We start from the raw sequence: 11,141 nt of genomic DNA, 5'->3' as shown, positions 1-11,141 counted from the left end.
CAGGTGAAGAACAGACGGGGAACAGGGGAAGAACAGACGGGGAACAGACGCGGACTGGACGCGCGTCGGGGGTCCATCCCGCGTGCGCCGGGCGACGTGCATCGCAGCGATGTCCCTCAGGATATCCGAGTCGGCAGGGCCGCGTCCGGGCGAACCTCCGCCGTCACGCCGCGGCCACGCGCGGGCTGCTCCCCCGCCGCACGAGGTGGCGCGACGCGACCCCGCGACAGCGCCGTGGCGCGTCGCCGTTGAAGGCGATGGCGCGCTCCGATAGCGTCGCGGTGCGACGATGGAGTGCCGGAACCTCACCCCATTCGACGCCCTCGCCTACAGCGCCCTGGATGCGCACGACGAGGAGCACCATGTGTTCGCGCTCAAGGCGGCCTACCGCCTCGTCCCCGGAGACGGCGGGGAGGTGACCCACCGCTGCGAGCTCATCCCGGACGACAGCGCCGGGAGGTTGCTCCTGCGCGACGCGTTCGAGGGGGAGGTGAACGCGTCGAGCGTCCGCGCCGAGAGCGACCTCTCGCCGTTCAAGCCGCGCTGCGACGTGCTCGTGCGCGCGACCGCGTGGGCGCCCGGGGAGGAGCCCGCGGAGCGCTGGACGGCCCGGCTGCGCGTGACGGCGCCCGACGCCCCGCCCCCTCTCGGCGGCGCCGGCGCGCGCGACCTGCCGCGGCGCGCCCTCATCGACAAGACCCTGGAGGTGTGCGGGCCGCGGTGGTTCGAGCGCACGGCGGAGGGCTGGCAGCTCACCCGGCCCGAGCCGGCGGCGAACGTCCCTGTGCGCTGGGAGCACGCCTTCGGCGGCCGCAGCCTCGTGAGCGCCGAGCCCGGGGAGGCGCCCCTCCTCGACGAGGTGTGCTTCACCAACCCCGTCGGCCGCGGGTGGATGGAGGCGCGCTACCTCGACGCGCTGCGCGACGCCGGCGCGCCGATGCCCGACCGCGTGGCGGCGCCGCAGATCGAGCGACCCGACAGCCGGGTGACGCGCCTCGTCGTGGCGTCGCACCCGCCGCACGCCGTGGAGGCCCCGCAGATGGCGGAGATCGCGGCGGACTACCCGTTCGCGCCCGCAGGCCTCGGCTGCGTGGGGCGCGCGTGGACGCCGCGGCTCCAGCGCGCGGGCACCTACGACGACGCGTGGGTGGCCGGCCGGCACCCCTTCCTCCCCGACGACTTCTCCTTCACGTACTGGAACGCAGCGCCCGACGATCAGCAGATCCCGCACCCCGGCCCCGGCCTGCGCGTCGAGCTCTGGCACCTCGCGCGCCCCGACCTCGCCGGAGGCGGGCGCGTCGCGTTCGAGCTGCCGCCGCACCGGGCGTTCGCGATGGCGTGGATCGCGGGGCTGCCGGTGCCGGTGCCCGCGGCGCTCGACACGCTCGCGGTGGACGCCGAGTCCATGGTGGTGACGTGCGTGTGGCGGGCGCTCGTGGCGCGCGCGCTCGGGGTGCAGCGGATGGAAGCGCGCTTCGAGGTCGACCCGCGCGCTCCGCTCCTGAAGATGGCGGTGGGGCGTGGCTGAGAACGTCCTCTCGCGCAAGCAGGAGCCCTGGATGGCGGTGTCGTGCGCGCCCGACGTGTGCAAGACGCCGATGGGGTCGAGCACGCCGCCCGTGCCCTACAACGTGGTCTCCAGGCTGGCGCTCGCGCAGGACCCCAGCGAGGACGTGTACGCCAACGACGGCCTCGCGCAGAAGCACGGCGCGACCGTGATGCCCACGACCGAGGGCGACGAGCCGGGCAGCGCGAAGGGGGTCGTGAGCGGCACCGTGGGCCAGCAGAGCTGGTCGCAGGAGCACAGCCCGAGCGTCAGGGTCAACGCTCACCCGGTCGTGCGCCACGGCGACATGGCGCAGATGAACGGCGACAAGCCGGCGCAGGACAGCGCCGACAAGAAGGCCCGCTACAGGTGCCGCAAGGAGCAGATCGAGGCGGGCAAGCAGAGCGACGACCCGGCGACGCGCGAGGCCGCCGAGCGCTTCGAGCGCAACACCGTGGCCGCGGAGAAGGCCGCGCTCGCGGGCCACAGCTACGACCCCTCGAAGCCCGCGCCGGCGGGCTGGCGCGACATCAGCGACGACCCGGAGGCGCTCGAGCGCTACGGGCTCACGCCCGGCGACCTGGACGGCAGCCGCCCCGGCGCCACGCGGCTCTACGAGCCCGACCCCGACGTCTTCGGCGACGACCAGCGGCCGACGGTGGCCTTCCGGGGGACGGAGAGCGGCGCGGGCGCGGACTGGCAGAACAGCTTCGCGCAGGGGCTCAACCTCGATTCGCCGTACTACCGCGACGCGGTGCGCGTGGGGAACACCCTTGGGAACAGCGTGGACTACACGGGCCACTCGCTCGGCGGGGGCCTTGCGTCGGCCGCGGCGACGGCGGGCGGCTCGCAGGGCTGGACGTTCAACGCGGCGGGCCTCAACCCGGGCACGGTGAGCGGCTACGGCGGCACGGAGCGCCCGGCCGACATCGCCGCGTACCGCGTCGAGGACGAGGGGCTCACGGGCCTCCAGGAGCAGGGGTGGGAGAGCACCCTGGCCGCGTTCTGGGTCGGCGGCCTGTGGGGCGCGGCGGCCAAGGTGGGCCTGAGCGCCGTGATGCCCGACGCTGTCGGCACCAAGCACGACCTGCCCGCGTCGAGCCTGGACCCGTATCACCGTCACCTGATGCCCGACGTCCTCCAGGGCATCGAGCGGCAGAAGCAGGAAGACCAGCGGAAGATCGCCGCCACGACCGGCAAGAGATGCTGAGCTGAGCCCCCATGCGCGCGCCCGACCCCGACCGCTTCTTCCTCGGCCCGCAGCGCGAGCTCGCGCGCGCCATCGCGGCCGGTGACCTCGCGGCCGTCCGCGCGCTCGCGCCGGCGACCGATCTCGACACCCCCGGCGCGGAGGACATGACGCTCCTTGTGTTCGCGATGCAGCGGGCGTCGGGGCTCGAGCCCGGGCGGCTCCAGATCGTGACCGAGCTCGTGCGCGCGGGCGCCGACGTGCACCACGTGGTGCCGCTCCTCACGAGCGCCCTCGATCTGGCGCTCCTGTCGAGGAGCCCGGCGTTCCTGCGGGCGATGCTCGACGGCGGCGTGTCCCCCGACGCGCGGGTCGGCCGCGGCCACACCCCGGCGCTCTTTCACGCGGCCGCGGAGGCCACGGTCGAGAACATGCGCCTCCTCCTCGATCGCGGCGCGGACGTGGACGCCCGCGACGCGCTCGGGACGCCCGCGATCACCTACGCGCTGCGCGCGATGCAGCTCGACCAGGTGGAGCAGCTGCTCGACCGCGGCGCCGACCCGCGCGCGGTCAACCGGCTGGGGCAGTCGTTCGCGCGGGTGCTGGAGGAGCTCATGGCGCGGCAGCTCCCGGGCTCGGCCGCGCTCCGGAAGATGGCGGCGCTCCGCGACCGGATCGTGCGGGAAGGCGTGCGGTGGCCACCCGACCCCCCCGAGGTGGAGCGCGAGCGCATGCGGCGGCGCGGCGAGGCGCCGATCGTCCCCGTCGGCCACGTGCGGTGAGGTGACCCATGGGAACCGGCAACACCATCGGGCGCATCGTCGGTCAATCCCCCGTGCGCGCGGTTCTCCCGGAGCTGGCCAACCCCGTCGTGCAGCTCGTCCAGGGCGCCGAGCGGCTCGTGCCGATGTGGCAGCAGCTCGACGGGCTCGTGCAGCAGCTCGGGGGCGGAGGGCGCGGCGACGCGCCGGCGTCGCGCGGCGGATCGAGCGGGGCCGGGCCGGGCGCGCGGGGGCTCGGGGGCGTCGCGTCGCCCGAGGCGCTCTGCGCGCAGCTCACCGAGCTCGGGCGCCTTGTGCGGACCCCGGCCGAGGCGATGGAGGGGACCGCGCGGCCCGATCAGCTCCGGACGCGCCAGATCACCGAGGAGATCCTGCGGCAGGCGATGGCGGTGTCGGGGCCCCGCGGCCAGCCCGTGCACGCGCTCTCGCTCGACGCGGCGCGCGAGCGGATCGCGGCGCTCGCGGGGACGGCTCCGTCGCCGGCGCAGGCGGCGCAGGCCGTGGACAACGCCGCGACGATGGCGCTGATGCGCGGCACCAACAGGCCGGTGCTCGAGATGCTCCAGGCGGTGCTCGCGGGGCTCCACCAGGCGCTGCGCCTGGTTCAGGGCATCACGGGCAGGACGGACGGCGCGCAGATCCGGAAGTGAGATCGCGCAGGGGCGTGGATGTGGGATGTCCAGATGACCGGGGGGGATGTCCAGATGACCGGGGGGGATGTCCAGATGACCGGGGGGATGTCCAGATGACCGGGGGGGATGTCCAGATGACCGGACTGTGCCCCTCGTGCGTTGGATCAGATGGATCCGATGAAGACGACGGGCTGCTCCCAGATCGCGAGGACGATGCAGCCCTCGGCGCTCGATACGCTGTGCCGGGTGCCCGGCGTGTTCACCACCAGCGTGCCGGCGCGGTGGTGCCCGCGCTCGTCCGTCTGAGAGCCCGCGAGCACGAGGATGTGCTCATGGCCGCGATGGACGTGCTGCGGCACGGACGCGCCCGGCGCATAGCGCAGGAGCGCCGCCGAGGAGCCCGCGTCGCCGCTCCCGTGAAGGCGATGGATCTCGACACCTTCCCGGAAGCGACGCCAGGGGACCAAGTCCGGATGAGCGGTGAGCGCCATCACGTCTGCAACGATGAACGGCAAATGCCCAGGTGCCACATCCCGCGTTGTTGCTGGATTCATGGACGTCATCGCGAATCTCCCATGTTGGTGGAACCATGGCACGGCAAGCGGTCCGCGCTCAACGGCGATCGCGTGGCGCGCGAACAATTCATGGACGGGAAAACTCTCGGAAATGAAGAGGCGCGTACAGATCCAGGGGGTGAAGAACACCCTGAGAACTCCGCTCCTCCCCGGTGGGGCCGACACGCCGCGCCGCCGGAGCGTCCTCGCCCTCCTGCGTCCACTGCTCCTCTCGCTCTCGCTGCTGCCGGCGGCCGGCTGCAGCAAGGAGGCGTCCAGCGAACAGCCGCTCACGGTGGGCTTCATCTATGTCGGCCCCAGGGACGATTACGGCTACAACCAGGCGCACGCCGAGGGCGCCGCCGCGGTCGCCAGGCTGGCCGGCGTCAAGACGCGCGAGGAGGAGAACGTCGCCGAGACGGTCGCCGTGCAGAAGACGATCGAGAGCATGATCCACCTCGACGGCGCGGCGGTGATCTTCCCGACGTCCTTCGGCTACTTCGATCCGCACCTCCTCAAGGTGGCGGAGAAGTTCCCGGACAAGGTCTTTCTCCACTGCGGCGGCCTCTACGACGCGTCGAAGCACCCGAGCAACGTCGGCAGCTATTTCGGTTACATCGACGAGGCCGAGTACGTGTCCGGCATCGTCGCCGGGATGACGACGAAGAGCGGTAAGCTCGGGTTCATCGCGGCCAAGCCGATCCCGCAGGTGCTTCGCAACATCAACGCCTTCACGCTGGGCGTCCGGAGCGTGAACCCGAGCGCGACGACGGCCGTGATCTTCACCGGAGACTGGTCGATGCCCGTCAAGGAGGCGGAGGCGGCGAACAGCCTCATCGATCAAGGCGTCGACGTCCTGACCGCCCACGTGGACTCGCCCAAGGTGATCATCGAGCTCGCAGAGCGCCGCGGCGCCTTCAGCACCGGCTACCACACAAACCAGGCGACGCTCGCCCCCAAGGGGTACCTGACCGGAGCCGAGTGGAACTGGTCCAAGGTGTACACCGATTACATGACGTGGATCCGCGAAGGAAAGCCGTATCAACACCTCCTGCGCGGCGGCTTCAAGGAGGGGTTCGTCAAGATCTCACCCTATGGGCCCGCCGTCTCCGAGGAGGCGAAGAAGAAGGCCGAGGAGGCGAAGGCGGGGTTCACGGACGGCACGCTCGTCATCTTCAAGGGGCCGGTCAAGGACAACACGGGCAAGGTGGTCATCGCCGAGGCCGTCGAGCAGATGCAGACGGACCTCGTGCTCGAGAGCATGAACTACCTCGTCCAGGGCGCCCTAGGCTCCGTCCAGTAGAGCGCCGCTCTGGGACGGCTCGGGGGATTTAGAGGGCCTTGAGGACGGCGGCAGCGGGGGCGGTCCAGCCGACGATGGCGCCCTGGGCGCGGACCATCTCCAGGGTCGCCGCCTTGAACTCGGGGAAATAGCTCTCGGTGGCGTCCTCGATCAACAGACACTCGTAACCGCGATCGTTCGCCTCGCGCATCGTGGTCTGGACGCAGACCTCGGTCGTCACGCCGGCGATGAGCAGCTGAGAGACGCCGAGCGCTGCGAGCCGGGCGTCGAGGCCCGTCCTGTAAAAGGCGCCCTTGCCAGGCTTCGGGACGACGAGCTCCCCAGGCGCCGGCGCGAGCTCAGGGACGAAGTCGTTGCCAGGCTCGCCCAGGACGAGGATGCGTCCCATCGGGCCGGGTTCGCCGATCCGCAGGCCCGGCGCGCCTCGATCCCGCTTCGCGGGCGGGCAGTCCGAGAGATCCGGCCGGTGACCCTCCTTTGTGTGGATGATCGACAGGCCGCGCTCGCGGAACGCGTCGAGCAGCAGGCGAACCGTCGGCACGATGCGCTGGAGCCGGCGGACGTCGTTGCCGAGCGCCGCGCCGAAGCCGCCCGGCTCCAGGAAATCACGCTGCATGTCGATGACGAGCAGCGCCACCGCGTCCGGCTCGGCGAGGCGGAACGGGCGCGGGCTCGCCGCGATCTCGGGGGCCCGCGCCGTCATCGGTGCCCCGCCATCGCGCGTCCGATCGCCGCGACGTCGGCCGAGGCGATCGGCGACTCGTGGACGATGCGGCCTTCGCTCATCACGAGGATGCGGTCGGCCAGGGCGAAGATCTCGTCGAGATCCGCGCTCACGAGGAGGACGGCCGTGCCGCGGTTGCGCGCCAGGAGGATGCGGGAGCGGATCTCGGCCACGGCCGCGAAATCGAGCCCGAAGCACGGGCTTTCGGCGATGAGCAGCTCGATGTCCTCGCCCGAGCCGAGCTCGCGCGCGAGCACGGCCCGCTGCACGTTCCCGCCCGAGAGCCTGCCGATCGGCGCGTCGACCGAGGGCGTCTTGACGGCGTACTCGGCGACGAGGCGCTCGGCCGACCGCCGCAGCGCGGCGCGGCTCACGCCGAAGCGGAGCGCGGTGAACGGCGGCCTGTCGAAGACGCGGAAGCCGAGGTTCTCGGCGACCGACATCGCAGGCACGCAGGCGTTGCGCAGCGGCTCCTCGGGCAGGCACCGCACCCGGTGCGCCCGGGTCTGCTCGCGTCCGGCGCCGTACGGCTCGCCATGGACGAGCACCGCGCCCTCCCGCGCGGCCCGCTGGCCCGCGAGCACCTCGACGAGCTCCTCCTGCCCGTTGCCCGAGACGCCGGCGATGCCGACGATCTCGCCGCGGCGGACCGTGAGCGTCACGCCGTCGAGCGCCCGCCGCCCGCGGCCGTCGGTCGCGGCGAGCCCCTCGATGCGCAGGACCGGCTCCCCGGCGGGCGCGTCGCCGCGCGCCGCGGAGACGTGCGCCGGCTGCGCGCCGACCATCATCTCGGCCATGGCCGCCGGCGTGAGGTCCCGGGCCTTTCCACGGCCCGCGACCCGGCCGCGCCGCAGCACCGTGACCTCGTCGGCGAACGCCATCACCTCGCGGAACTTGTGCGAGATCATGAGCACGCTGATCCGCTGCTCGTCGGCCATCCGCCGGAGCATCCCGAGCACCTCGTCGGCCTCGGCGGGCGTGAGGACCGAGGTCGGCTCGTCGAGGAGGAGGATCCTGCTGCCGAGGTAGAGCTGCTTCAGGATCTCGAGCTTCTGCTTCTCGCCCGTGGCCAGCTCGCGCACGGTCCGCTCCGGATCGATCCGGAAGGGCATGCGCGCCATGAACGCGCGGATCGCCTCGCGCTCCTTGCGCCAGTCGATGACGAGGGGGAGCGACGGGCGCGCGAGCACGAGGTTCTCGGCGACCGTCATGTTCATCACCAGGGTGAAGTGCTGGTAGACCATGCCGATCCCCAGCGACTGCGCCTCGCGCGGGCTCCTGATGGACAGGGCGGCGTCGCCCACCCGCACCTCGCCCGCGTCGGCCGGGTGATAGCCCATGATGCACTTGACCAGCGTGCTCTTGCCGGCGCCGTTCTCGCCGAGGAGCGCGTGGAAGCTCCCGGGCGCGAGGTGCAGCGACACGTCGTCGAGCGCGAGCAGCGGCCCGAACCGCTTCGTGATCCCGGCGGCGGAGAGCGCCGGGGGCGGGCCGAGCGGGCCGGGGTCGCGGGCGGCGGCGGCGCGGATCGGCCTCGCCGCCGGGATCGAGAGGGCGCGCGGGTCCATCACGACGCGAGCGCCTCCAGGAGCGCCGCGGAGGTCGAGACCGCGCCGAACACCCCGTTCTGCATCGTGATCATCTTCAGGGCCGCGGCGTGGTTGCCGGGATCCGTGGCGGCGCAGCAGTCGGAGAGGAGCACGCACTCGTAGCCGCGATCGTTCGCCTCGCGCAGGGTGGTGTGCACGCAGACGTCCGTCGTGATCCCCGTGAGGATCAGGTTCTCGATGCGGCGCTGGCGGAGGATGAGATCGAGGTCGGTCGCGCAGAACGAGCCCTTGCCCGGCTTGTCGATGATCGGCTCGCCGGGCAGGGGCGCGAGCTCCGGGATGATCTCCCAGCCCGGCTCTCCCCGGACGAGCACCCGCCCGCACGGCCCCAGATCCCCGATGCCGACGCCCGTGCCGCGCCCGCCGTCGGTCCGGCGCGAGCGCCACCGCTTGTTCGCCGGGAGGTCGGAGAGGTCCGGCCGGTGCCCCTCGCGCGTGTGCAGGACGTGGACGCCGCGGCGGCGCACCTCCGCGAGCACGCGCTGGATCGGCGCGATGCAGGCCCGCGTCAGCGAGATGTCGTACCCGAGCCGATCGATGTACCCGCCCTTGCCGCAGAAGTCGGTCTGCATGTCGATGACGAGCAGGGCCGTCGTCTCGGGGCGGAGCTCGCCGTTGTACGGCCAGGCGTAGGGGTCAGCGGCCACGTAGGTCATGCGTCGAGTCCTCCTGTTGTTCAGCGTTTCGCACCGTTTCGCGTGGTTCCTGGGGGGGTCGCGTCTCCTGGGCTCATCGGGCGAGCGTGAGCTCGGCGGGCTGGTCGCGCAGGGGCCGGGTCGCGGAGCTCGCGGCGATGAGGATGGTCAGCGTGACGATGTACGGCGCGGCGTTGAAGAGGTGGTATCCCCAGGTGACGCCCACCGACTGGAGCGCCGGGCCGAGCGCGCTCGCGCCGCCGAAGAGGAGCGAGGCCGCGAGGCAGCGCACCGGGTTCCAGCGCGCGAAGATGACGAGGGCGACGGCCATGAGCCCCTGTCCGCTCGACAGGCCCTCGTTCCAGCTGCCGGGGTAGAAGAGCGAGAGGAACGAGCCGCCGACGCCGGCCAGGAAGCCGCCGGCCATCGTCGCGCGCCGCCGGACGAGGTTCACGTCGACCCCCATCGCGCGGGCGCTGTCGGCGCTCTCGCCGACGGTGCGGAGCACGAGCCCGGAGCGGGTGCGGCGCAGCATCCAGAGCAGGAGGGGGGCGAGCGCGGCGCCGAGGAGGAAGAGCGCGTTCACCTCGAGCGCGGCGCGGACCTGCGGCAGATCGCTGAAGAAGCCGAGCGAGATCGCGGGCAGGCGGGGCGCCGTGGGCTGGATGAGCGGCTTGCCGAGGAAGAAGGCGAGGCCGACGCCGAAGAGCATGAGCGCGATGCCGACCGCGATGTCGTTGACCCGCGGCTTCGAGCACAGCCACGCGTGCAGCGCGCCGAGCGCCGCGCCGATGAGGCCGGCGGCGAGGACGCCGAGCCAGGCAGAGCCGGTGAGGTAAGAGACGCCGTAGCCGCCCATCGCGCCCATGACGAGCGTGCCCTCCAGGCCGAGGTTCACGCGGCCGCTCTTCTCGGTGAGGCACTCGCCGAGGCTCACGAAGAGGAAAGGCGTGCTGATGCGGATGGCCCCGGCGGCGACCGCGAGGGGGATGCCCCAGAGACCCAGCGCCGTTGCGTCGCTCATCACGCCACCGCCGACGCAGGCGCCGCCTGCCGGACCTCGGGCTCGCGGGCGGCGCGGGGGCGCCCGCGGAGCGTCTCGCTCGCGAGGATCGCGATGAACAGGATCCCCTGGAGGACGTTCACCGTCGCGTCGGGGAGCTGCGCCGTGCGCTGCAGCAGGCCGCCGCTCGCGCCGATGCCGCCGAGCAGGAGGGCGACCGGCAGGATCGCGAGCGGGTTGTGGCGCGCGATGAACGCGACGAGGATCCCGGTGGTCCCGTAGCCGCTGACCAGCGACGCGCTGGCGCGGCCGTGGACGGCCGCGACCTCCACCATGCCGGCGAGCCCCGCGCACGCGCCGGCGAGCATGCAGGTGATCACGACGAGGCGCTTGACCGGCAGCCCGGCGAGGAGCGCCGCGCGGACGTTGCCGCCGCTCATCGCCGCGGCGAAGCCGAACGTCGTCCGGTGCATGAGCACGTAGCAGAGCGCGCAGGCGAGCACGCCGTAGGCGAGGCCCCAGTGGACCTCGACGCCGGGCAGGCTCCCGAGCGCGTTCTCGGCGCCGATCGGGGCCGTGGACGGCTTGTTCAGGCTCGCCGGGTCGCGCAGCGCGCCCTCGACGAGGTGGTTCAGGATCGCGATCCCGATGTAGTTGAGGAGCAGGCTGCTGATCGTCTCGCTCACGCCGCGGTACACGCGCAGCGCGCCGGCGAGGCCGATCCAGAGCGCGCCGGCGGCGAGCCCCGACAGGAGCATCGCGGCGAGCACCGCGACGGGCGGCGCGCCGAGCGCCCGCGAGGCCAGCGCCGCCGACGCGGCCGAGAGCCCGCCCACGACGACCGCGCCCTCGCCGCCGATGACGATCAGGCCGAGGCGCGCCGGGAGCGCCGTGCAGAGCGCGGTCAGCATGAGCGGCGCGGCGCGGAGGAGGGTGTTCTGGAACGAGAACCACGTGCCGAAGGCGCCGCGGTACATGTCGTGATAGACGCCGAGCGGGTTCGCCCCCTGGGAGGCCACGAAGGCGCCGAACACGAGCAGCGAGGCCGCGAGGGCCCCGGCGGGGATGGCGATCACCTCGGCGGTCTCGCGTCCGAGCAGCGCTTGCGGGAGGAGCTTCACGCCGCCGAGGATAAGGCCTCCTCTATTTCCGCTCTTTTTCGG

Annotated in this window: 11 protein-coding genes; 5 read left to right on the top strand and 6 right to left on the bottom strand. The window is 72.8% G+C overall.

What is annotated here, in order from left to right; all coding sequences use genetic code 11:
• The first annotated feature begins 289 nt into the window (after nucleotides 1–289).
• From WME75_RS23445 to WME75_RS23430, 4 genes are read left to right on the top strand one after another with little or no spacing between them, the layout of a single operon-like run.
• A complete protein-coding gene (locus WME75_RS23445) occupies nucleotides 290–1,528 on the top strand; it encodes a DUF2169 family type VI secretion system accessory protein (protein WP_437494718.1) in 1,239 nt (412 codons plus the stop codon).
• Nucleotides 1,521–2,756, top strand: coding sequence for a DUF4150 domain-containing protein (locus tag WME75_RS23440; protein WP_437494716.1), 1,236 nt, complete (start codon nucleotides 1,521–1,523; stop codon nucleotides 2,754–2,756). The genes WME75_RS23445 and WME75_RS23440 overlap by 8 nt, the downstream gene beginning before the upstream one ends.
• Before the next feature lie 11 nt (nucleotides 2,757–2,767).
• Nucleotides 2,768–3,517, top strand: a complete 750-nt coding sequence (locus WME75_RS23435) for an ankyrin repeat domain-containing protein (RefSeq protein ID WP_437494714.1) — start codon at nucleotides 2,768–2,770, stop codon at nucleotides 3,515–3,517.
• An 8-nt stretch (nucleotides 3,518–3,525) separates the two neighbouring features.
• Entirely contained in the window at nucleotides 3,526–4,167 is a 642-nt protein-coding gene (locus WME75_RS23430; protein WP_437494713.1) for a hypothetical protein, read from the top strand.
• A 146-nt stretch (nucleotides 4,168–4,313) separates the two neighbouring features.
• Here WME75_RS23430 and WME75_RS23425 read toward each other — a convergent pair whose 3' ends face one another.
• Nucleotides 4,314–4,640: a cupin domain-containing protein gene (locus WME75_RS23425; protein WP_437494711.1), complete on the bottom strand. Its 327-nt coding sequence runs from the start codon at nucleotides 4,638–4,640 to the stop codon at nucleotides 4,314–4,316.
• A gap of 175 nt (nucleotides 4,641–4,815) precedes the next feature.
• Here WME75_RS23425 and WME75_RS23420 point away from each other — a divergent pair, with 175 nt between their 5' ends.
• The gene (locus tag WME75_RS23420) at nucleotides 4,816–6,006 is read left to right on the top strand and encodes a BMP family ABC transporter substrate-binding protein (RefSeq protein WP_437494709.1); all 1,191 of its coding nucleotides are present in this window, start codon (nucleotides 4,816–4,818) and stop codon (nucleotides 6,004–6,006) included.
• A 28-nt stretch (nucleotides 6,007–6,034) separates the two neighbouring features.
• Here WME75_RS23420 and WME75_RS23415 read toward each other — a convergent pair whose 3' ends face one another.
• The 5 genes from WME75_RS23415 to WME75_RS23395 all read right to left on the bottom strand — a co-directional run bounded on the left by WME75_RS23415 (nucleotide 6,035) and on the right by WME75_RS23395 (nucleotide 11,099).
• Nucleotides 6,035–6,709: a cysteine hydrolase family protein gene (locus tag WME75_RS23415; RefSeq protein ID WP_437494707.1), complete on the bottom strand. Its 675-nt coding sequence runs from the start codon at nucleotides 6,707–6,709 to the stop codon at nucleotides 6,035–6,037.
• Nucleotides 6,706–8,298 (bottom strand): ABC transporter ATP-binding protein, encoded by a 1,593-nt coding sequence (locus WME75_RS23410; RefSeq protein ID WP_437494907.1) that lies wholly within the window; start codon nucleotides 8,296–8,298, stop codon nucleotides 6,706–6,708. Before WME75_RS23410 ends, WME75_RS23415 begins: the two co-directional genes overlap by 4 nt.
• Complete coding sequence (biuH, locus tag WME75_RS23405; protein ID WP_437494705.1) at nucleotides 8,298–8,996, bottom strand: biuret amidohydrolase; 699 nt, start codon at nucleotides 8,994–8,996, stop codon at nucleotides 8,298–8,300. Before biuH ends, WME75_RS23410 begins: the two co-directional genes overlap by 1 nt.
• Nucleotides 8,997–9,069: 73 nt before the next feature.
• Complete coding sequence (locus tag WME75_RS23400; RefSeq protein WP_437494703.1) at nucleotides 9,070–9,999, bottom strand: ABC transporter permease; 930 nt, start codon at nucleotides 9,997–9,999, stop codon at nucleotides 9,070–9,072.
• Nucleotides 9,999–11,099, bottom strand: a complete 1,101-nt coding sequence (locus tag WME75_RS23395) for an ABC transporter permease (protein ID WP_437494701.1) — start codon at nucleotides 11,097–11,099, stop codon at nucleotides 9,999–10,001. The genes WME75_RS23400 and WME75_RS23395 overlap by 1 nt, the downstream gene beginning before the upstream one ends.
• Between the last annotated feature and the right edge of the window lie 42 nt (nucleotides 11,100–11,141).

Origin of the sequence: Sorangium sp. So ce1014 (genome assembly GCF_051521505.1) — a bacterium.
Lineage (GTDB): Bacteria > Myxococcota_A > Polyangia > Polyangiales > Polyangiaceae > Sorangium.
This window is presented reverse-complemented; position numbering and strand designations above follow the sequence as displayed.

Coding starts and splice junctions, on each gene's coding strand:
- WME75_RS23430 (WP_437494713.1), top strand. CDS start 3,526: ATGGGAACCGGCAACACCATCGGGCGCATCGTCGGTCAATCCCCCGTG.
- WME75_RS23400 (WP_437494703.1), bottom strand. CDS start 9,999: ATGAGCGACGCAACGGCGCTGGGTCTCTGGGGCATCCCCCTCGCGGTC.
- biuH (WP_437494705.1), bottom strand. CDS start 8,996: ATGACCTACGTGGCCGCTGACCCCTACGCCTGGCCGTACAACGGCGAG.
- WME75_RS23415 (WP_437494707.1), bottom strand. CDS start 6,709: ATGACGGCGCGGGCCCCCGAGATCGCGGCGAGCCCGCGCCCGTTCCGC.
- WME75_RS23445 (WP_437494718.1), top strand. CDS start 290: ATGGAGTGCCGGAACCTCACCCCATTCGACGCCCTCGCCTACAGCGCC.
- WME75_RS23410 (WP_437494907.1), bottom strand. CDS start 8,298: ATGGACCCGCGCGCCCTCTCGATCCCGGCGGCGAGGCCGATCCGCGCC.
- WME75_RS23420 (WP_437494709.1), top strand. CDS start 4,816: ATGAAGAGGCGCGTACAGATCCAGGGGGTGAAGAACACCCTGAGAACT.
- WME75_RS23425 (WP_437494711.1), bottom strand. CDS start 4,640: ATGGCGCTCACCGCTCATCCGGACTTGGTCCCCTGGCGTCGCTTCCGG.
- WME75_RS23435 (WP_437494714.1), top strand. CDS start 2,768: ATGCGCGCGCCCGACCCCGACCGCTTCTTCCTCGGCCCGCAGCGCGAG.